The sequence below is a fragment of the uncultured Campylobacter sp. genome (genome assembly GCF_938030815.1).
In the GTDB taxonomy this organism is placed as follows: Bacteria; Campylobacterota; Campylobacteria; order Campylobacterales; family Campylobacteraceae; genus Campylobacter_B.
This window is the reverse complement of record NZ_CALHII010000128.1, coordinates 1-21,925: the sequence shown is the minus strand read 5'-3', so window position 1 is coordinate 21,925 and position 21,925 is coordinate 1. Positions and strand designations below refer to the sequence as shown.

Below are 21,925 nucleotides of genomic sequence, written 5' to 3'. Positions count from 1 at the left end.
ATATGAATCTCCTTCGTACCGCGCGCCACCGTCTCGTCCACGATACGCATGATCTCATCATCGCTCATCGTATAGGCGTTCTCGTTTTTGCGGTGCGCCGAAAATGCGCAAAATTTACAGGTATCTGCACATAAATTTGAAGGATTGATATGGCGATTTGCGTTGAAATAGACGTTTTTGCCGTTTTTTTCTTTGCGAATAGCAAGGGCGAATTTGCCCAGATCGAAAAGGTCCAAATCCCATAACTTCACGCCGTCTTCGTAATTTAATCTCTCGCCGCTTTGTAGTTTTTCTAAAATTTCCATCGATTTCCCAAGCCAAATTTTGTGCTAATTATATAATTTTTTGCTTACAAAACGGATAAGCGGACTAAATTTAGAGCCGAATTTCGTTAATTTAAAATAGCGTAGTAAAATGGGCGCCAAATTTTAAATAAGGAAAGCAAAATGTGTGGAATCGTGGGCTACATAGGAAACGCCGAAAAGAAAAAAATCATAATAAACGGACTGAAAGAACTCGAATATCGAGGATACGACAGCGCGGGCCTTGCCGTTATGGACGAGAGCGCCAATATCAAATATTTCAAAGCGGTCGGCAAGCTAAATAATCTCGAAGAAAAGATGAAAGATTTCACTTCGCAAGGCTTTGGCGTTGCGATCGGGCATACTCGCTGGGCGACGCACGGAAAGCCTACCGAGCTTAACGCGCATCCGCATTTTGGGGATTTTAGCTTCGTCGTGCATAACGGTATCATCGAAAACTACATCGAGCTAAAAGATGAGCTCGAAGCGGATGGCGTGAAATTTTTAAGCCAGACCGATACCGAAGTAATCGTGCATCTTTTTGAAAAAAATTTCAAGGCTAGTAACGACGCATTTAAGGCATATGAAGCTACAATTAAACGACTAAAAGGCGCATACGCTACGCTTTTAATCACCAAGGCAGCACCCGGCGAAATTTTCTTTGCTAAAAACGCAGCTCCGCTCATCGTCGCAAAAAACGATAAAAACGAAATTTTCTTTAGCTCCTCGGACGCTCCGCTCATCGGGCTTGCGAATACGGCTGCGTATCTGGACGATCAAATTTACGGCGTTGCCAAGCTTGGACAAATCGACGTTTTTAAAAACTCTAAACCGCATAATTGCGCCTTTAGTGAGCTTCCGAAAGATAAAGGCTATGCGCAAAAAGAGGGTTTTAGATTTTTTATGGAAAAAGAAATTTACGAGCAAGCGCAAGTCGTAACCGAAGCGATGATGGGACGCGTGATCAAGGGCGGCAAGATAAAATTTGACGAACTTGATGCGGCGATGTTTGAGGGTATCAACGAGGTCGTGCTATGCGCCTGCGGCACAAGCTATCACGCCGCACTCGTAAGTTCGTATCTTTTTGAGCGCATCGCTAAAATCCGCACGAAAGTGGAAGTCGCCAGCGAATTCCGCTATAAAGAACCCTTTTTAAACAAGAATTCCTTATTTATCGTGATCTCGCAAAGTGGCGAGACCGCTGACACCTTAGAGGCGCTGCATATCGCTAAAAAAGCCAGTCTTAGAACGCTTGCGATCTGCAACGTCGATAATAGCTCGATCGTGCGCATGGCGGGCAGCGTGATCCTCACCCGCGCAGGCATCGAAAAGGGTGTGGCATCTACGAAGGCCTTTGCGACACAGGTTATGGTGCTATGGATGTTCGTCGTGTATCTTGCAAATCTGCGCGAAGTCATCTCGGCGCGCATAAATTCCGCTGAAATTTCAGCGATGCTTCATATCCCGCAAATTTTAAAGATCAAAGACGGCTTGCAGGATAAAATTTACCGCATGAGTAAGCACTATCTGCACGGACACGGCTTTTTCTTTATCGGGCGCGATATTTTCTATCCGCTCGCTCTTGAGGGCGCGCTCAAGCTCAAAGAGATCTCCTATCTGCACGCGGAAGGCTATCCAAGCGGCGAGATGAAGCACGGACCGATCGCGCTTGCCGATTCTAATCTCTTTACGGTTGCGCTGATGCCAAAGCATTTGCTCTACGAAAAAACGAAAAGCAATGTCGAAGAGCTTGCCGCACGCGATGCGTATATCTTGGCGATCAGCCCCGAAGAGCCCGAGGTCGCGGATGATTTTATCAAAACGAGCGAGCAGAGTCACGCGATGAGCGAGTTTTTTGAGATGATGATAATTTTACAAATTCTAGCTCTTGAAATCTCCGTCAGACTTGGCAACGACGTAGATATGCCGCGGAATTTAGCCAAAAGTGTGACCGTAGAATAATCGTTTTTTAAGTTCATTTTGACTAATATTTCTCATTAAAAAATCGGGGAATGTTAGTATATGAGACTTATCGGATTTATTAGAGGTGAAAATGTCATAGTCGCCACGGGCGGGGTCGAGTATAGCTACGAAATGCTAGGCGAGCGCGATCCTAGCCTAACCGACGGCGATGAGGTAAGCTTCGACACGCTAGCATCCAGCGCGATAAATATAAAGCGCGTCGAGGGCTCTAAATCCAAAGACCGCGTAGCGCAAAAAGTAGCCCCACAGCCAAAAGAATCTGCAAAGCAAAACAATGAAATTTTTGGCGATAAGGATTTTACAGAAAATAATATATCCGAAGCACCTTCCTTTCAAAGCTCTACCGAAAATATCGCAAACGATATATCTGCCGTAAAAGAAACGAAGGTCGCAAAAAAATTTAATAAATTTAAATTTAACCGCAAAGCCAAGCCTACGAGTGCAAAAAAACCGAAATTCTTTGGATTTGAGTTCGTCCAAACGGACGATCTGCGCACTACGCAAAGTGTCGAGAGTAAAATTTATACTTCATCTATCCGCAAGGAAGGGCTTAAATCCATAATCCTGCCCATAGTGCCGATAGTCATTATTTTGATATTCCGCTCGCAAATCGCAAGCATATTTCTATCTTTTTCACAGATCCAAGACTACGTCAATCAAGACACGGTTTATATGGTAATGGATCTGCTGATTTTCCTTAGTTTTGCGCTATTTTATCTGCTGCCGCTTAACCGCGCGATGAACCTACTCTCCATAGCGACGCACGATCAATACCCAATGCGTCAAATGGCGAATTACAACGTCTTTATCATCCTGTGCGTCATCTCTACAATCCTGCAGGATAAGAGCCTAGGGCTGGATGAGTTAGAGCAGATTTTCATCTGCGGTGTGATCGGATTTGGGCTCATTTCGTTTTATTATAAGTTCAAGGCTTTTGCATTTATGTTTTTCAAAACCGCAGGCTCGATCCTATTTGCTCCTGCGCTGTTTGTGGAGCTCGCGGCGATTATTTTCATCGGCATCGGCGACCGCTATACTGGCGCGTCGATGAAATTTATGGAGCTTACGGGGCTATTTTTTGCGAGCACAGCGTGGAGATACATCATAATTTTTATCGTTATGTCGCCACTTTATTTCCTTGGATTTTGTATGCTAAGACGAATCAAAAAATAATTTTACAAAATTTTACTGCAAATCTCGCTATGATGAAATTTTACTACGATAGAATTCCACTCAAAATTTCATCGCAAAATTTAGCACGACAACAGAATTTAACGGGGATTTGAACTTTATCAAAGTAAAATTCTACCGCATTAAAATTTTATCGCAATAAAATTCCGCAATTGTAGGCGCAGATCGCACGCCCTAAAGCAATATATGTCTTTTATACGCGTTAATGCACGCTTACAAAAATACACCAATACTGCGAATTTCGATGCAATGTTCTCTTTTATTTGATAAAAGCCATAGTAATTTTACATCGCGTCTGTAAAATCCCACCGCTAAATTCCATCTTTAAATCTCGCGCGCTCAACGCATATCAAAGCAGAATTTTATCCACGCAATTCGGCGCGAAATTCAAAGCTAAATTTCACATCGCATTCTACGGCGAAATTCCAAGACATAACTCTATCATAATAAAATTTTGCCGAAATAAAATTCTAATTGATGCCAAAGCTTAAGTGCGAAATTTAAAACTACAAGCTCCACGCTACGCAGCTCTTAAAATTTCACTGCCCAAATTTTGTCACGTTTAAATTTAGCCGTCCGCGCGCCGTATAAAATTTCATCAGTCACCGCAGCTAAATTTAACTACCGCGCTAAATTCCGTGCCCTCGACTGCTGAAATTTAATCTCGCGCCCCGTTTCGTGCGGCGTAGAATTCCCGCCTAAACTCAGCAAACCGCCCGCACATTATCGCCTCTCTCATATCTGCGGCAAGGCGCAGGTAGAAGTGTAGATTGTGAATGCTAGCGAGGCGGTAAAAGCTAAGCTCGCGCGCGCGAAATAGATGATTTAGGTAGCCGCGGCTGAAGCGTTTGCACGTGTAGCAGTCGCAGTGCGGATCGATCGGATCGTGATCGCTGATAAAGCCCGCGTTTTTGATGCTGATCTTGCCGAAGCTTGTAAATAGTGTGCCGTTGCGGGCATTGCGCGTAGGCATCACGCAGTCGAACATATCCACGCCGCGAGCGACGTTTTCGACGAGATCTTCGGGCGTGCCGACCCCCATCAAATATCGCGGGCGCGCCGCATCGACGTATGGCATCATAGCCTCGACGGTTTCGTACATCAGCTCGTTTTTCTCGCCCACGCTGAGCCCTCCGATCGCAAGCCCGTCAAAGCTCATCTCGCACAGCGCTTCGGCGCAAAATTTGCGCGCCTGCGGGTCGGTGCCGCCCTGGATGATACCGAAGATGTTTTGATGCGTGTGCAGGCCGCGAGATTTCATGGTCTCGCGATAATCTATCGCCTCGCGAGCCCATTTTATCGTGCGCGCGACGCTTAGATCGATCCGCTTTTTAAGCCGCGATCTATCATCGCAGCTCAATGCGCCCGGCTCGCGCGGCAGCTCCACCAAATCGTCTAAAATCATCATAATATCGGAGTTTAGCTCATACTGCGTATCCAGCACCGAGCGCGGCGTGAAATAATGCATGCTGCCGTCGATGTGGCTTTTAAATTTTATGCCACCCTCGTCGTTTTTGGTGTTTGCGCGCAGGCTAAAAGCCTGAAAGCCGCCGCTGTCGGTCAGAAAGCTGCGAGGAAATTTCGTAAATCCGTGCAGCCCGCCGAACTCCGCCACTACCCGCGAGCCCGGGCGCAGATACATATGATAGGTGTTGGCAAGGATGATCTGCGCGCCTAAAAGCTGCTCTACGTCCGTCGCATCGAGCGCCTTGACCGCGCCCACGGTGCCGACCGGCATAAAAACGGGGGTGTGGATCGTGCTATGCGCCGTGCGGATCGTGCAGGCGCGCGCCGCGCCGTCCGCGGCGTCTATTTGAAAATCCATCTTGATCCTTTAAATTTAGCTTTTTTGGCTTTTTAGCCTCTTTACGCACATTCGGCGCAAAATTTTAAAAAGCGATTGTAGCGAAATTTAAATTTGCGGCAGGTAAAGGCTGGCAAATTTGAGGATATTATGAAGCGTTTGCGGATTAAAATTTAAGTAGCGGAGCCGCCGCAACTGCGAAACGTAGAATTTACAAGCGGAGCTATGACTGCAAAATTTAAAAATACAAATTCGATTAAATTTACGAGTGAGATTTATTGATAGTAAATTTAGCCGCAAACGGTGCAAATTTGACCGCTTACGGAATCTTATTAGGCGGCTGCGTCTAAAGAAATTTAGCGGCTTTAGAGTTTTCTATCCTTTCACTTTCAAAAGCCGCGACGCGCTATGCCGCTAGGCGCTTTTGCGCGCGCGAGGCTTTCTTTTTGCGGGAGCGCTTTTTACTGACGTACTTTTGCCGTCCGGAAGATTTTCCAAGGCTAAATTTGCTACGGATCTCTTTCTGCCCCTACTCTTTGCTTTTCTATTTTGCAAAAACTCGCTGTATGGCGAGCCGTAAAGGCTAGCGTGCCAAATCGCGCTTGCCAGCATCACTGCACCCGAAACTTTATGCAGCTGCGACATACGCGAGTTCATATTCAGCGCGGTTAGAGCCGTGATACCCATACTCAATCCCAGCGTCACTTTAGCCGCTTTGCGCTGAAAATTTAGATCCAAAATTTTATCTTCAATACTCAAATTTTACCCCTTTGATGGAATTCAGTAGTAGTCCTATCGTCGTGCCGTTATGCAGCAGCGCCGTAGCTACGGGACTTAGCGCGCCGAAAGTCGCCAAAAATAAAATGATCGAATTTATCCCTACGGTGGCGTTAAAATTTCGATTTACGAGCCGCAGCGTGTCGTTGGCCAGCGCCTTTACCTGCGCGACGCCCTCGATGTCGTTTTTCAAAAGCCCGATCTGCGCGGAAGCCTTGGCGATCTCGGCGCCGTTTAGCATGCTGATGCCGATGTCCGCCTTCATCAGGCTCGGCGCATCGTTTATGCCGTCGCCCACGAAGACTACCTTCCGCCCCTCGGCTTTGAGTTGCTCTAAGATTTCTGTCTTTTGCGTCGGCAGCAGCTCACCGTAATAGCGATCTACGCCGAGCTTTTTGGCTACGGCGCGGGCTTTTGATTTCACGTCGCCGCTTAGCATGACGATCTGTTTAGCGCCCAACTCGCGGAGCCTAGCGATGACGGCGCGGGCGTTTGCGCGCACTTCGTCTCTAAGTCCGATGAGCCCCAAAAGTCTGCCGTCAAATGCGATGTAAAGCAGCGCGAGCCCCTTTTGCATCGCAAGATCGATGGTCTGCTCATGCGCCGCGAACGAGATCATCTCGTCATCCTCCAGGAAGTGGCGCGAGCCGATGATGAGCTTTTTGCCCTCGATGCTGGTTTTGACGCCGTGGGCGACGACGAATTCCACCTCGTCGTGGTGTTTGTGTATAAAACCGTGCTTTTTAGCCGCATCCACGATCGCCTCGGCTACGGGGTGAAAGTAATGCTCCTCGGCGCTCGCGGTTAAATTTAAAATATCGTTTTTGCTAAAGCGCTCGTCAAATGATATGATCTCGGCGACCTCCAGGTTACCGTACGTAAGCGTGCCCGTCTTATCGAATACAAAGGTGTCGGCAGCCGCAAGCGACTCAAGAGCCTTGGCGCCTTTGATCAAAATCCCGTTCTTGCCTGCCTTTGAAATGCTCGACTTAAAAGCAACCGGCGTAGGCAGCTTAAGCGCGCACGAGTAGTCCGCTTGCAGCACCGAAGCTACGGTCATAAAATTTCGATTTATCAGATAGGAGACGCCCGCAAGCCCGAAGGTCACCGGCACGAGCTTGTCGGCCAGGTGTGTCGTATGCATGCCAATGCTGGAGCGCTCATTCAGCGACGCCGTAATGTAGTGCTTGATGCGCTGCGTGGAGGTGTTTTCGCCGACATTTTCCGCCCAGATACGGATCCTGCCCTCCTCTACGATCGTGCCGCTTAGCACGCTATCGCCGCGAGATTTTTTCACAGCGACCGATTCACCCGTCATATTGGCTTGATTTATCATCGCTTCGCCGCTTACGACGTGCCCGTCCACAGCTATGACGTCGCCTGCGCCCACGACCACGATGTCGCCTACTTTTAGCTTAGAAGTTGCGATTTTGACCTCAGTCTTTTTGCCGTTTTGATCTATCTCGACCCACGCCTCGGCGATGTCCGGGCGAGCGAGCTCGCGGATCAGATCGTCGCTTTTATAAACGGTGCTCTCCTCCATATATTCGCCAAGAGCAAGCATCGTATTGGTGCTGTTTGCAGCAAAGATATCTCCGCGCGCGAGCGAAATCCCAACAGCAGCAGCTTCCAAGCCCTTTGAAGTAAGCCCGTGACGGAAGCTTTCTTTAATACCCTCTTTTAAGATAGGCATGCACGCCACGATGCTAAATGCGCGCGCTAAAGGCGAAGTGCGAAAGATTAAATTTCCGCCCAACGCAAGAAGCGCTAAAATAAATTCGTTTTTGCTCGGTAAATTTTTATGGCTAGTGGGGATAATTGATTTTAGCTCGCTTAAATTTAAAGCCGCAAGCTGCTTTAGAATTCCTGCCCTATTCGCACCCGCGTCAAGCTTAAGGATCAAAGAGCCGATTTTAGCGTTAAATCTAGCTTCCGTTACGCCTTCAAGCCTCGCAGCAGCTTTTTGCAGCGCGCTCGTATCGAGCCCTTTAAAGCCCGCGACCTTTATGCGTAGTCTAGTTTTGGTCTCATGTAAAATTTTAAAATTTTGCATCGACTACTCTTGCATCTCTGCCTTGGCGTCTTCGAATCGCTCCTTCATCTCTTCAACGCCCATCTGAAACATCTCGGTACCCTTTGCAATGAGCTTAAAAAGCTTTTTTTGCGCGTTTTCGTCAGTGAGAAAATAGGTCGCTGCGGCCCCCAGAACGATGCCTGTGATAAATGAGTTGCTACCAAATAAGCCGTTCGCGTTTTGCCTGCCACCCAAGGAATTAAAAATTCCACCGAAAGCGGAGCCCTGAGTAGAATTTACATCGCTTGAACTTTGAGTGGCAGAATCTTTATTGTCCGAATTATTGCTGGAAGCAGAGCTGTTAAAAGGTGCAGAATTTACCCGCTCATTTATCCATTTAGCCCAACCGCCAAGCTTATCATCGCCGGCAAAGCTACCCGTAGAGCCGCTAGCATATTTATTGCCACCAAAATCGTAATCGTCTAGAATTTCTTTCAAATCTTTTTTTGTGATATACGGATTACTCATCGCCTACCTTAAGAATAAAATTTCTACCCGCAGCTCATTCAGGCATACCGGTCCCGCAATGAGCGCGCCTACGCATACTGCGACGCCTGCCGCTGCGCGTAGATACTCGCCTTGTACGAGCTTATTTGCACTGTAAATCGCGCCGCCGCCGATGATACCGCCGCTTAGCGCAATATCTAGCGCATCGCGAATCGCTTTAGATTTGCTTTTGCCTTCTTTTGCTTTAACAAGCTCTACGGCGCAACCGCCGATCGCCCCCGCTATAGCGCCGCTTAAAACGTGATCCAGCGGAGAACGCTGTGTCGTAAGTGATCTATTCATTTAGGCCTCTATTTTTCTGATTTATCGTCTGCGGACGTAAATTTAGCCGAAGAATTATCGTCCATTTTTACGATCTGCGGGATATTAAGTGGAGTAGTAGATGCTGCAGATGTCTCACCTGCCGGTGTTTCGCCAGTCTTAGCGCTCGCGGTGGATTTTTTAGTTCTTTTAAATCCAGGTTTTGGTCCCGGCTTTTTTCTGGTTTTTTTTGCAGTGCTATCGCTACTTGTCGCAGCTTTTTTACCGCCAGACTTTCTTTTACTTTTTACCGCCTCAGCGACATCGTCTAGACCTTCTTTGGCTTCCGCAAAAATTTCTTTTGATTTTTTGCTTAATTTTTCCGCTCCGCCTTTGACGCTATTTTTTAGCTCCTCGACGCTTTTGCTACTTACGATTTTATTCGCACCTTCTTTGATTTTATCTCGATTGTTATAAGCGTAAACCGCCGCGCAACCAAGCGCAAAACCTGCTAGAAATGGGATCGGCATTTCATTCTCCTTGTGTTAAGATTATAAAGCCATTTTATCAACTTTACATAGATTTTGATATTATAGCGACTTTTTTAGATTTTTGCAATCCTAATTTAATTTTTCTGCAAAATTCCTTTAATTAAATTGGAAAATGCACTATTTAAGATATTTTGCAAATCGTATTTTTGAAATATCCGCTCTAATCCCTGCGGATTTTTTAAAATTTCATTTAATAAATCAGCGAAATTCAAAGAATTTAAATCAGCCTCGTATTTAAAATTCAGTTTCTTTAAAATCGGCAAAATTTCATTATACGAAACCGCCTGCGCCTTATATAGCAGCTCTTTAAATTCCGCGTTATTGCACGAATTAATTAGATCGTCATAAAACATCATAGAGCTTTTTTCTATCAAAAGTGCCGAAGCCAAAAACTCATTCATACCTTTTGCAACCAGTGCCTCACTGCTATTTTCAGGAGGCGTAGCACCAAGCCCACAAGAATTTGCAAAATCTAGCATCCGCTCAAGTAATTCGGCTCGTAAAGATAGAATTTCTCCTAACTTTTTATCTTGAAATTTAACTGCACCCAGCGAATAAAACTGAAAAATTTGCGCCTCTTTTTCAAGCAAAAGAGCGATATCTGCAATTTGTGCCTCATTTAAATTCCGAGATTTATTAAAAATTTTGCGCGATTTTTTAGTACTACGTAATGCTTCTTCGCTCAAGAAATCGCCTCTATATTGGAATTTACAAGCGCTACTAGCTCAGGCGAACTGATGCCGCTTAAAAACTGCTCCCAAAGGTGCATCGGAAAAACGCTTTCGTCGTAATGAATCGTCAGCGAGCCGATTAGAGAGTTAAATTTATACTCTTTTATCCCGCGAATTGCAGCTATTTTAGCCTTCAGGTTCTCCTCGCTCACGCTATCTCGCAACTCCCTAATTTTGGGACTTACGCGGATACGAATACGACCTTTGCTGTGGCTGATTTTGCTAAAATATTTATGAAATTCCAAAATATCGTTGTGATTTATTTTCATATTTTTCCTTAAATTTGCATCCAAATAATATCATAAATCATTTAATTCCTGCTAAATTTTGCGAATTATTTGCGTTTAGGGCGAAATATTTTTATCTTATTTTCATCCGCTGTTATGTAATTTCCTTCCGTTAAATCAATACAATACGGCACGGCAGGAAATACCGGCAAAAGGCATTCTTTAATCGCTTTTGGATTGCCTGGTAAGTTTATAATCAGAGATTTTTTGCGGATCGCTGCTATCTGGCGAGATAAAATTGCCGTAGGCACGATCTTTTGGCTCTCTGCGCGCATTAATTCGCCAAAGCCTGGCATTAATTTCTCACTTACCGCTTCGGTCGCTTCAGGCGTTACATCGCGCGGAGCAGGACCCGTACCGCCCGTGGTTAGCACCAAATCACAACCTGCTTCATCGCAAAGATAAATCAGCTTATCTTTGATCAGCTCTAGCTCATCTGGAACTATTTCATAAAAATACTGCTTCTCGCAAGTTAGCCAATCATCCATCACGGCAATTATTTCTTTGCCTCCTAAATCCTCGTAAACGCCACCACTAGCGCGATCACTTATCGTTAAAACACCTATTTTTACCATTTTCCTCTCCTTTATTGGAATTTTAAAATTTAATCAAAATTTAGCGTGCCGTCTTGCGGCTTTTCTTCAGAGCTTTCGCTATCTTTTTCCAGCTTTTGCAAATTTTGCTCCTGCGCAGAAGCGCCCTCTTGCTCCACACCATCAGATTCGCAGATCTTTTGAACATCCTCGAAAGTTATGAACTCATAGACGAAAATTTGCTTTGAAATTTGATTTAGCTTATCCTGCATCGTACGGATTATCTCGCTTACCTCGTCGTAGCAATCTTGCAAAATTTTATTCACGCTCTGCGCGCTAGGAGTGAAACTATCGCCCATCGCGAGCTCAAAAACCATCTTTTGCGCCAGCGCGATAGCCTGCTTTACGTCACTAGCGGAATTTGAAAAAGCGTCGTTTTTATGGATCTGTAGCGCCGCCATGCCGCTTAAAAGCACTTTGATTTGATTTAAAATTTGCGTTTTGGATTCGATCTCGAAATCCTCGTTTAAAAATTTATCGTTTAAAAGCTCGATCTTTTCGAAATCAAACGAATACCAATACGCGCTAAGCGCCTTTGCGCCCTGATAGAACGCCTGGATCTCCTTTTCGTATTCAGTTAGAATTCTACTTTTTTGCACGCCGTAAAAGACCCTCATTCGCACGTTTTCAAAATCGCTAAGCTCGATCGTATCGCTGCCGCGCTTAAGAGCGTTGATCGCCGCTTCATTTACCAGCGTCGCTACTCCAGCGCCGCTAAAGCCCACGCACAGGCGGCTTACTTTGTTGATATTTGCGCTACACCTTTTGCCCTCGAGGTAAATTTTTAAAATTTCGATGCGGTCTTTGTAGTTCGGAAGCCCGATAAAAACGCGCCTATCAAAGCGCCCCGAGCGCAGAAGCGCGTCGTCGATCAAATTTATTTTGTTGGTTGCGCCGATTACCATCACGCCGCTGTTTTCCTCAAACCCGTCCATCTCGGTCAGCAGCTGATTTAGCGTCGCTTCTCGCTCGTCGTTGCGCCCGATACCGCGCTTGCCGCCGACCGCGTCGATCTCGTCGATAAAAATAATCGCGGGCGCACAGGATTTAGCCTTCGCAAACAGCTCGCGAACCCGCCTAGCGCCGACGCCTACAAAGACCTCGGCAAAGCTTGCGCCGCTTTGGTAAAAAAACGGCACGTCCGCCTCGCCGGCCACGGCTTTTGCGATAAGCGTTTTACCGACGCCGGGTTCGCCGATCATTAAAATTCCTTTCGGCAGCTTGATGCCGAAATTTCGGTATTTTGCGGGATTTTTTAAAAAATCTACGATCTCTATGAGTTCGTCCTTAACCTCGCTGATGCCCGCGACGTCGCTAAATCTCACGTCGCTAACGCTTGGCGAAAGATCGCCGAGATCGCCGCTTGCGCTAGCGCTCTGACGCGCGGCGCCGTCCATCTTGCGGCGTCTAGCCAAAACGGTTTCAAAATAATATACGAAGAGAAAAAATGCGAATGTAAAAATTACCAAAATCGCGCTAATACCGCTCGTGCCATCATCCTTTTCTTTGCTGATTAGAGCGTGATTTGATAGCTCCTTAAGATCTACGAGATCGACTAAAATTTTATAGCGTTTGCCGTCGTAGGTAAAATTTAAATTGCCGTCCTCGATATGCGCGCGCTTGATCTGATCTGCGCGGACTAGCTCGCTAAATTCGCGCTCGGTGATGTATCGCGAATCATCTTTAAAATAAACGATCGAGAGCAAAACGATAAGCAGCACTAAAAAAATCAAAATTATATTTAGCTTGCTTTTTTTGATTTTATGCAAAATTTCCATCAAATTTAACCTCATAATCTCTTATCTCCATCCATTTTTTCGACAAATCCTCATCGCTTTTGATCCAAATTTTATCATAAAATTGATCATATCCTTCATAAAACTCTCCGTTTTTCCGCTCGATCAGCACATTTAGCGGCACCTTGTGCGAGAGGCGAAATTTATAATTATTCAGCGCCGTTATGTTTTGCAGCATCTTCAGCCGCGCCTTCGCCGTTTTGCCGTCTATGCGGCCTTTTAGCGATGCCGAGGCGGTCCCTTGCCGCGGCGAAAAGATAAAAGCATGCAGATGCGTGAGCGGAAATTTTTTGAAATTTTCTACCGCTTCGAGCCAAATCTCTTCGCTTTCGCCCGGATGCGCGACGATAAAGTCTGTCCCCAGCGCAAACCCGCGCTCCGCAAGCTCGCAAAAAAGCTCCAAATCCCTTAGCGCGGAATTTCGGCGGCGCATTATGCTAAGCATCTTTTGCGAAGTGTGCTGAAGCGCGATATGCAGATGCCGCTCCAGCCAGGGCTCGGATAAAATTTCGCGAAAGCTCGCATCGATCTGCGAGGGCTCGATGCTGCCTAGGCGAATGCGTCGAATTCCGCGTATCGCGCCCAGTTTTTGAAGCAGCGCGCCCAGGCTCGTGCCCATGGCTTTGCCGTAGCTTCCGATATTGGTGCCCGTTAGCACGATCTCGCTAAAGCCGTTTGCGGCAAGGCTCGCCGCCTCTTTTAAGATCGCGTCTTCAGAGCTGCTGCGCGAGCGGCCGCGCACCGAGGGGATTATGCAGTAGCTGCAGTTAAAATCGCACCCTTCTTGAATTTTAATAAAGGCTTTGGTGTGATCCTCGTAGTCGCTTACTAAGCTTTTTTCGACGCTACTTAGATCGCCGATATCGTAAAATTTCGACTCCAAGCCCAAAAACTCGTCGATTTTTTCCTTTTGCGACATCCCGAACACGCCGAAGACCGCGCCGCTTTTATACAGCTCCTCGCCGCGCGAAACCGCGCCGCAGCCGGTTAGCAATATCTTTTTACCGAGGCGGTTCATCTTATTTACGTAGTTTCGCACGTCTGCGTCAGCGCCGTTCGTAACGGTGCAGGAGTTTATCACGACTACGTCCGCGCCCTGCTCGTCGTGCGTGATCTCGCCCGATTTGAGATTGCTTTTGATAAGCTGCGTGTCGTAGATATTTGTGCGGCATCCAAACGTTTTAAAATAAATTTTCAAATTTCGCTCCCCGATCCGCTTCCTGCGGCAAAGCCCGCACCCTGCGCCGCTGCGTTTAAATTTTGTGAGCCTTGCTGCTCGGAGCCGAGATCTTGCGCCGCAAAATTTCCGCCCGCAGCCGCATAATTTTTGCCGTTAAAAAGCGTATAAGCAGGATAGGCGATCTTGATGTCGGGCTCGCTTCTTAGGGCGTCTAAAATTTCAGCCGAGATGTTGCTGCGAAGCCCGAGCGTAGCGTAAGAGTTCGTCATATACCAAACCGAAATTTCAATGCCGTATGGCTCAAAAAAGCTAAAAATTCTAGGCTCGACGTTTGGATTTTTGATGCTGTATTGCGAACGAAGCTTGCCCATCTGCTTTTTGGCGATGTCGGTGTAGCCTTTGGAATACTTCCGTACGATGTTTTTTATGAGATACATCGCCTTTTTATGGTTGCTATCAAATGTTAAAAGTATGCTGATGCCGTCCCAGACGGTCTTAAGTCCGCTATGGGTGTAGTTTGAGATAAGATCGGTAAAAATATAATTATTCGGTATGAAAATTACCCTGCCTGCGCGTTTATTTTCTCTCCACGTAGTCATAGTGACGTCCTCAAAAATCGTCATCCTAAGCACTGAAATATCGATGATATCGCCTACGTAGGTCTCGCCGTTTTTATGCACCCTTATGCGATCGCCCACGCGAAAGCTGCCACCAAGCACAATCGTAAGCCAGCCTAAGGAGCTCATAAACATATCTTTCATCGCAATCGCAAGACCTGCCGAGGCAAAGCCTAAAACCGTCACGAAATGCGTCATATTCTCGATGTAAGAAAAGAGCAGTATCAGCGCGATCAGCGTGAAATTTAAAACATTGATAGCTTTATTTACGATATAAAAATTCTCGTCGTTTTTGATATATTTTTTCGCCACTACCTTGCATAAAAACGACAGTGCAATGACTACGAGTATCCATACAGCAATATTTCCCGCGCGCTTGATTTGAGCTTTTATATCTGCGGTCTGCACGGCAATTTGGGAGTTGATCTTTTTTTCGTAAACGTCATACGTAGTCTGCGCGATCTCATATGCGGAGCTAAACTCGCTAAGCTCGTAATCTAAGCTTTTAAGCTCCGCCGCAGCGCTTGCGTCCGTATCAATCTGCATCAAGCGCTCATATAGCGCCCTTTTTGCTTCAAGTTTATCGATTAAAGCTTTAATATTTTCGATGGCGTTTTTCTGCTCCATCTTTTGAGCTTGCAAATTTCTAATCGTAGAAAAACCTGAAATTATCGAAAAAGGATTTGTAATGCGCGCAGGCTCGGGAGTTTCAGGCATCGCGATGATATCTAAAAACGGAGATTTTTCATACTCTTTTAGCAGTATGAGCTGCTCTTTTACGGCGCGAAGTCTTTTTTGAATCTCTGCGATCTTATCGGTGCCGGCGCTCTTTTTTAGCTCCGCTTCGAGCTGGCTGGATTGCTTTTGTAAATTTTGATAGCCGATGAAATTTGAAAAGCGCGAGACCCAGATATTATTTTTGATCTCATCGTCTATCGCTTTTATTTGAGCTTTTAGCGATGGAGCGAGCTCCGCGCTTTGCGTCTGATTTTTGTCGTTTTGAGGCGCGCCGGAGCCGATCTGCGCGCTCGGATTTGCAGCCGTAAAATTTCCCTCGCAAAAACCAAGGCTAAAAATCAAAAAAACGGCTAGGATTATTTTCATGCAAACTCTCTTAACGTGGCTATTACCGAGGCTTTGTCTATATCATCGGCAATACTAAATTTACCGATGCCATCTGGCAGGATAAATTTTATCTTGCCGTTTTCACTTTTTTTATCGAGAAAAAACAGCTCGTAAAATTCCGCCGCATCCTCTACGTGGAATTTTATCGGAAGCGCGAATTTTTGAAGCACTTTACGGATCTGCTCCTCCTGTTCGCCGCTTAGTTTACCGAGGCGACGCGCTAGCGCATTTGCCATCGACATTCCGATCGCCACAGCCTCGCCGTGCAAAAATTTTTTATAATCAGTAATTTTTTCGATAGCGTGAGCAAAGGTGTGTCCGTAGTTTAACACTGCACGCACGCCGCTTTCGCGCTCGTCGCGAGCTACGACGTCAGCTTTGATAGCCATGCAGCGCGCGATTATATGCGAAATTTCATCGGCGCTTTTTAGATCGTGCGTCTCGAAAAATTTAAACAGCTCGCCATCAAAGCATACAGCCATCTTTACCGCCTCTGCGACGCCTGCGGCAAACTCTCGCGCAGGAAGCGTCGATAAAAATTTACTCTCGCAATAAACCGCGCGCGGCTGATAAAAGGAGCCGATTAAATTTTTGCCGAAGCGATTATTCACGCCCGTCTTGCCGCCGACGCTTGCATCCACTTGCGCTAGCAATGTCGTAGGTATATTGATAAAATCGATACCGCGCTCATAAATGCTCGCGCAAAAGCCCGTTATATCGCTGATGACGCCGCCGCCAAGAGCAATGAGCGTGCTTTTGCGATCAAGCTTGGAGCTGAAAAGCTGCTCTAAGATTTGCTCCACGCTCGCGGTATTTTTATACTCCTCGCCGTCTGGGATCGTGATGATAAATTTTTGCTCGCAATCTAGCCGCTGCAGTAAGAAATCAAGCCACAGCCCCCCTACTTTGGGGTTTGTGATGATCGCTACCTTGCCTTTGAGTTTAATCTCTTGCAATTCGTCGATAAAAACGCTGTATTTTTTACCTAAATTAAGATCGATTTTCATACGCTACCTTTGATTTTTGGGTAATTGTAACATAAATTTCGATTACTTTTCATACCCGTAATCGCTCGGAACGAAAATTTGATGATTTTTGCCGAGTTTAAAATACATTTGATCCAAATCCTGATTAAAAATCGACGTGAGCTTGCGCGCCAAAATTCTATCATTAAATGGCACGAACTGCAGCAGATCTCGCTCGCTGCCTAACGCTAAAATCGGATTTTGTCGCTCGCAAGGAATCACGAATAAACTCTGCTTAAAAAGCTTCGATAAGCTCACGTAGCTTTGCGCAAACTCGCCCTTTTCGCTCTCGCCGAAAAGATACAAATACACATCTAGCCCTAGCTGCGAGCTGATGTCAAAGACGATACTTGATTCCTCGCGAAGCCGCTCGCCGGCACTTAGCACGACACTTTTACGCACATCTTTTAGCTCGCCCTCTCCAAGGCTTAGCACGGGGATTTCAAGCGCTTTAAGTGCTGCTTTTTTCGCCTCGAAAACTCCGCTTGAGCAAACTACCAAGCCTGCTTTATTTTCGCTCACGTCGCGCTTTAAATTTAATTCGCCCGAGTAATTGATGAGAATTTCAAATTTATCCCGCCCACACAGCGCTTTAAGCTGGCTAAAAGCGTCGTTTAGCAGAGGATTTAAAATTCTTAAATAAATTTTATGATTTCTAATATGCAAATCCAAAAACTCAAGCGCCCTAACCGTCCTAGCTATCTCGTCGCCGCTCATTTTTTTCATATCGATTAGCGCGAAAATATTTAGCCCAAACGGAGATGGAAATTGCCCGCTTTGCTTTTTTACTTCAGCAAACACCGCTCGCAGCGCGCTAGGCTCACCAACGACCAAGATCGTATCATTCGGATATATCCGCGAGCCGGGCGTCGTTACGATGTAATTATTGTGACGGTAGATCATCGGAATTTGATATTTGACATTAGAAAGCGTACTGATTTTTTTATACGCAAACGAGCTTCCTACGGGCACTTTTACCTCCATTATCTCTCCGCGCCCAAGCCCAATGTTATCAGCAAAAACGGGGCTATCGGGCAAAAAGCCGATGAAGCGCGAGGAATTTAGCGCGAGGGTATTTACGATTTTTACGTGAGCTTCATTTTTATTTTCGCGCAAAAGTCCCCAAAAATCGGCCACGTAAAGCTCTAAATCCGGAGCGAGCGTCTTTAAATTTTCAAGCGTTACTTTAGTGTCAAATTCATCCTCCATTATCACTATGCAGCGGTCAAATTCCTCTCCTGCCAGCACCACGCGTAGCCGCTCAATGCTAGTAGGATCAAAAATCTCGACTGAAAAATTTGACTCGTTTTCAAGCTCTGAGGGCACGGCATCCGTATTTTTAGCTATGACGCGATATGATCTGATGACATCTTTGATTTTACAAACTTTGGATAAAAAATGGCGTGCAAACTTTCCGCTTGCGATGATTAAAACTTGTTTCATTGCTCTCCGTTTCGTGGTTTTGCAAAGATTATAACCAAAAACGGCTAAATTTTAAACCGCGCGCGGATAAATTTTGCGGGCGAGCTTAGGCGCAGCGACTTAAAATTTTAAGATCGAAATTTTAAAATCAATGTTTAAAATTCCAAAATCCGAGGCTTAAATTTTAAAATATATTAAAACCAAGCCTCGTTAAATTTAGTCTTGCTGCTTAGAGCGATAAAATTTCATAAATTTAAAAGCGGCGCTATAACCATTCGCGCCGCTGAAGTAGAAATTTTAAGCCCGCTAAATTTTAAAATTTCACCTCCGCAGAGAGCATAAAGCTTCTGCTCTCACCCAGCGTTACGCCGTTTGCCGAGCCTAGCACGCTAGCGACGTTAAGTCCGCCCGCACCGTCAGCGCTAGCAGGATACATTCCAGCCCAGTATTTTTTGTTAAATACGTTATTTACGTTGAAGCGCAGCGTCGTCTTATCGCCCAAAAGGTGCTCGCTCGTATATCTCATGCCAAGATCAGTAACGAAAAAGCTAGGAGTGCTCTGGGTATTTAGATCGTCCAGATACATCTTGCCGGTGTAGTGGAAATTCGTACTGATCGCAAGTTTATTGGTGCCGGGGATCACGTAATCAAGCATTAAATTTGCGTTTAGTTTAGGAATGCCGTTTACGACCTTGCGGTTAGCGCCCGCGATGCTTACGTTATGCATCTTTGGATCGATGTAGGTAAAGCCTCCGAGTACGCTTAAATTTTGCGTAATTCGTCCGCCGCTCATAAACTCAAATCCGCGGTTGCGCTGCTCACCGTTTATGCCGTAGCGTCCGGTAGAGCTATTTAAGTAGGCGATCGGACGACGTATATCGAAATACGCTACGCTAAAATCGATCATATCTGCTACGCGGATCTTAGCGCCGATCTCATGCTGCTTGGAGCGATACGGCGACGTAGAGGCAACCTCACCTGCGTGCGGGCTGCTCGTTGGATAAGTAAATGTAGAGCCCTGCTGCAAGCTATCTGCGTAGGTGTAGTAGATGCTGGCATCCTCTATCGGATGGAAGATCAAGCTGCCCGCCCAACTATAGCCCGAATCGCTATAGGCTTTTACAAGTCTTTGTTGGCGATCATCGTAAGATTCCTGTCTCATCCACGCCTTAGATGCGCTTAGCATCACGTCAAATTTATCGTTTATCGTGATATCATCTAGCGCCGAGACGTTATACATATCCAAAACAGCGTAGTGATACAGCCCGCTTCCGCGCCTAGCACCGGTGTAATTTAGAATTTTAGGATCATATATATTGCCTATGGTAGGCGAGGTGTAGTTGGTGCTCGCATTTTTATATCTATCCTGCGTCCAGTGATAGCCATTGGTCTGCACGCTGAAATCATGTTCGATATCGCCCGTATTAAACTGCGTGTTTGCCTTAAGATAGCCGCTCGGTAAATCAAATCTATACGCTGCTATAGCACCACCGCTGTGTTGAGTATAATAATCGCCCGGCTGCGTCCATTTCGCGTTTGGATTAGCTACACATATAGGAGGCTTTTTATTATTCGGTAAAGCAGCATAATTCGCGCAATCAAATCCTTCGGGAAGCAAATAGTTTACGACGCCGTGAGTGTCGCGATCGGCGCGCTGAAACTGAAAGCCGCCCTCTAAATACCATTTATCGGTAGGCGTAAATTTAAATTTCGCGCTTGCGGTAGTGGTTTTTAGATGCATGCCTCCGAAACTCTGACCAAGACCGCGTTCTGAGGAATCTACTGCTCTTGGAAGCGTAATTCCGTCCGTAATCTTGCCGTCTTTAACGCCTAAGGCAAACTGCCCCGCAAAACCCTTGGTATTGTGCTCATAGTAGCTCGCCGCGGTTTCAAACATTAGATCGCCCGTAGGATAAAATTCCATCGTGACGCTGGCTAGGCGGCGCTGAAGGTTGGAGCCTTTAGGCTGTCTGTCGCCGTTTGATCCGTAAAATACCGCGCGGTAGCCGAATTTTTCAAATTTATTCGATAGATCAAGCCCAAGACCTAGGTTGCTTCGCGACATATAATCGCCCCAAATTATGTATTGATCTTTTACGGGGCGCTTGCGCGTGTAGCTGAAAATCCCGACCGGGTTTTGCGCGCCGTAGAGCGAGCCCGCGACGCCGTTTTGCACTTGAAAGCTCTCAAACATCGCCATCGGAATCGCCGTCGTCGAAATCGTATAAAAGCCGTCCCAGAAGCTGTTGCCTACGACGCTGCCCTCAAAGCCGCGCGTCTGCGGGCGTCCGACCGTAGCGCCGCCGCGCATCTGAATCTGCGCGGACGGGAAGTATTTGACCGCTTCCTCGTAGCCGGTGACGCCTTGGTGATTTATGATTTCCTTGCTGATCGTGTTGATCTGATACGGAAGATCTAAAGCGCGCTTGCCAGCAAGCATGCCTTGCTGCACGTTTTTGCTCAAAAAGCCCTCGTCGATGCCGCTCTCGCTGATATTATCGCCGACGGAATTTACCTCGATTACGCCCATATTCTGCGATTTTTCAGGCGCAGAATTACCGCCACTTTGCACTGCAGCCAAACTGCTGCATAGCAGACACATACATGCCGCTAATGAAATTTTAAATTTCATCGTTTTCCTTCGTTCCATTATTTTCCCTTCGTTATGGATATATTTAATATTATTTTTTAGCATATTAGAAAAATTTTCCTAAATTTAGACTAAATTCGAGATATAAATTTATATATTTGTAGTCGCATTTTTGCAGTTTAAAATTTCATAGACGATATACTGAGATACAAAAGAAAAATTGCGCAAATTTATATGAAATTCTAAAATTTTAATGTAAAATCGCCCGTATGAAAAAACTAATACCGGCGCTTAAGCAAGCACAAAACCGACTTAAAAACTTCCACCGCCTCTACGATGCCGAGCTCATGCACCATGCATCAAGCCTTAGCTTTCACACGATTCTGGCGCTACTGCCGGTGCTGATGGTTTCGCTTAGCGTCTTTATGCAGCTACCAAGCTTTAAAGGCTACTACGACAAGATTATGGGCTTTATTTTTTCAAACTTCCTGCCTGCAAATCAAGCGAGCATGGCACACTATATCGAAGAATTTATGGCTAACGGCCTAAGCCTTGGCGTAACGGGCTTTTGCGCAGTATTAGTTACGTCGGTGCTGTTTTTCGGGGACTTTGAAGCGATTATCGCGCGCATTTCACATTCGCCCGAGCGGAGCTTTTTTAAGAGTCTAAGCACCTACTGGACGCTGATGACGCTCGCTCCTGTGGGGCTTGGAGCGTCGTTTTATATCAGCGGCGAGCTTCAGGAACTACTAAATAAAACCGAGCTTACGAGCTGGATAAATTTGCTTAAAATTCTACCCTACTTAATCGTTTGGGGGATTTTTGCGATCACTTATGCTACGGCGATCAACCGCGAGATCCGCGCAAAAGCAGTGCTTGCCTCATCGCTCGTAGCATCGATTTTATGGTGGCTTTCAAGACTGGTTTTTGCGCAATACGTCTTTTATAACAAAACCTATCTTAGCATCTATGGCTCGTTTTCGGTCGCGTTATTTTTCTTTCTGTGGATCTACATAAGCTGGATTTTCTACCTATACGGCGTGAAATTCTGCGTATTTTTGGACGCTAAATTTAAAAGAGGTGGCGAGCGACAAAGCGCTTGAAATTTTTTAATTTCATAACGAATTTTA

At 45.9% G+C, this 21,925-nt stretch carries 19 protein-coding genes; 3 read left to right on the top strand and 16 right to left on the bottom strand.

Annotated elements, in window-relative coordinates; genetic code table 11:
• On the bottom strand, positions 1-305 hold a 305-nt coding region (locus Q0277_RS04755), incomplete at its 3' end, for a radical SAM protein (RefSeq protein ID WP_366517325.1).
• A 141-nt stretch (positions 306-446) separates the two neighbouring features.
• Between Q0277_RS04755 and glmS the strand changes: the two genes are divergently transcribed.
• Together glmS and Q0277_RS04745 are read left to right on the top strand one after the other, a co-directional pair.
• The gene (gene glmS, locus Q0277_RS04750; protein ID WP_297996085.1) at positions 447-2,264 is read left to right on the top strand and encodes a glutamine--fructose-6-phosphate transaminase (isomerizing); all 1,818 of its coding nucleotides are present in this window, start codon (positions 447-449) and stop codon (positions 2,262-2,264) included.
• 60 nt (positions 2,265-2,324) lie between these two features.
• Entirely contained in the window at positions 2,325-3,458 is a 1,134-nt protein-coding gene (locus tag Q0277_RS04745; protein WP_297996083.1) for a hypothetical protein, read from the top strand.
• A gap of 676 nt (positions 3,459-4,134) precedes the next feature.
• Here the strand turns inward: Q0277_RS04745 and tgt are convergent.
• The 15 genes from tgt to Q0277_RS04670 all read right to left on the bottom strand — a co-directional run bounded on the left by tgt (position 4,135) and on the right by Q0277_RS04670 (position 20,837).
• On the bottom strand, positions 4,135-5,301 hold the full coding sequence (tgt, locus tag Q0277_RS04740) for a tRNA guanosine(34) transglycosylase Tgt (RefSeq protein ID WP_297996081.1): 1,167 nt from the start codon (positions 5,299-5,301) through the stop codon (positions 4,135-4,137).
• 393 nt (positions 5,302-5,694) lie between these two features.
• Positions 5,695-6,039, bottom strand: coding sequence for a hypothetical protein (locus tag Q0277_RS04735; RefSeq protein ID WP_297996080.1), 345 nt, complete (start codon positions 6,037-6,039; stop codon positions 5,695-5,697).
• The gene (locus Q0277_RS04730) at positions 6,029-8,110 is read right to left on the bottom strand and encodes a heavy metal translocating P-type ATPase (RefSeq protein ID WP_297996078.1); all 2,082 of its coding nucleotides are present in this window, start codon (positions 8,108-8,110) and stop codon (positions 6,029-6,031) included. Before Q0277_RS04730 ends, Q0277_RS04735 begins: the two co-directional genes overlap by 11 nt.
• Before the next feature lie 3 nt (positions 8,111-8,113).
• Complete coding sequence (locus Q0277_RS04725) at positions 8,114-8,599, bottom strand: hypothetical protein (protein ID WP_297996076.1); 486 nt, start codon at positions 8,597-8,599, stop codon at positions 8,114-8,116.
• Between the two features lie 3 nt (positions 8,600-8,602).
• Positions 8,603-8,920, bottom strand: a complete 318-nt coding sequence (locus Q0277_RS04720; protein ID WP_297996074.1) for a Cys/Met metabolism pyridoxal-phosphate-dependent enzyme — start codon at positions 8,918-8,920, stop codon at positions 8,603-8,605.
• Positions 8,921-8,928: 8 nt separating this feature from the next.
• Positions 8,929-9,408, bottom strand: a complete 480-nt coding sequence (locus Q0277_RS04715; RefSeq protein WP_297996072.1) for a hypothetical protein — start codon at positions 9,406-9,408, stop codon at positions 8,929-8,931.
• 95 nt (positions 9,409-9,503) lie between these two features.
• Positions 9,504-10,115 carry a hypothetical protein gene (locus Q0277_RS04710; RefSeq protein ID WP_297996070.1) on the bottom strand — a complete coding sequence of 204 codons (612 nt, stop codon included), beginning with the start codon at positions 10,113-10,115 and terminating at the stop codon, positions 9,504-9,506.
• Positions 10,112-10,429 carry an HMA2 domain-containing protein gene (locus Q0277_RS04705; RefSeq protein WP_297996068.1) on the bottom strand — a complete coding sequence of 106 codons (318 nt, stop codon included), beginning with the start codon at positions 10,427-10,429 and terminating at the stop codon, positions 10,112-10,114. Before Q0277_RS04705 ends, Q0277_RS04710 begins: the two co-directional genes overlap by 4 nt.
• Positions 10,430-10,494: 65 nt before the next feature.
• The gene (gene mog / locus Q0277_RS04700; protein ID WP_297996067.1) at positions 10,495-11,022 is read right to left on the bottom strand and encodes a molybdopterin adenylyltransferase; all 528 of its coding nucleotides are present in this window, start codon (positions 11,020-11,022) and stop codon (positions 10,495-10,497) included.
• Positions 11,023-11,051: 29 nt separating this feature from the next.
• A complete protein-coding gene (locus Q0277_RS04695) occupies positions 11,052-12,833 on the bottom strand; it encodes an AAA family ATPase (protein ID WP_297996065.1) in 1,782 nt (593 codons plus the stop codon).
• On the bottom strand, positions 12,802-14,034 hold the full coding sequence (mtaB, locus tag Q0277_RS04690) for a tRNA (N(6)-L-threonylcarbamoyladenosine(37)-C(2))-methylthiotransferase MtaB (RefSeq protein ID WP_297941549.1): 1,233 nt from the start codon (positions 14,032-14,034) through the stop codon (positions 12,802-12,804). The genes Q0277_RS04695 and mtaB overlap by 32 nt, the downstream gene beginning before the upstream one ends.
• The gene (locus Q0277_RS04685; RefSeq protein WP_297996063.1) at positions 14,031-15,737 is read right to left on the bottom strand and encodes a mechanosensitive ion channel family protein; all 1,707 of its coding nucleotides are present in this window, start codon (positions 15,735-15,737) and stop codon (positions 14,031-14,033) included. Before Q0277_RS04685 ends, mtaB begins: the two co-directional genes overlap by 4 nt.
• Positions 15,734-16,765, bottom strand: coding sequence for a 3-dehydroquinate synthase (aroB, locus tag Q0277_RS04680; RefSeq protein WP_297996061.1), 1,032 nt, complete (start codon positions 16,763-16,765; stop codon positions 15,734-15,736). Before aroB ends, Q0277_RS04685 begins: the two co-directional genes overlap by 4 nt.
• 42 nt (positions 16,766-16,807) lie before the next feature.
• Positions 16,808-18,226 carry a TrkA C-terminal domain-containing protein gene (locus Q0277_RS04675; protein WP_297996059.1) on the bottom strand — a complete coding sequence of 473 codons (1,419 nt, stop codon included), beginning with the start codon at positions 18,224-18,226 and terminating at the stop codon, positions 16,808-16,810.
• A gap of 292 nt (positions 18,227-18,518) precedes the next feature.
• Positions 18,519-20,837: a TonB-dependent receptor gene (locus Q0277_RS04670; RefSeq protein ID WP_297996087.1), complete on the bottom strand. Its 2,319-nt coding sequence runs from the start codon at positions 20,835-20,837 to the stop codon at positions 18,519-18,521.
• Between the two features lie 227 nt (positions 20,838-21,064).
• On the opposite strand from Q0277_RS04670, the gene Q0277_RS04665 reads away from it, so the two are divergent.
• Complete coding sequence (locus Q0277_RS04665) at positions 21,065-21,898, top strand: YihY family inner membrane protein (RefSeq protein ID WP_297996057.1); 834 nt, start codon at positions 21,065-21,067, stop codon at positions 21,896-21,898.
• Positions 21,899-21,925: the final 27 nt, after the last annotated feature.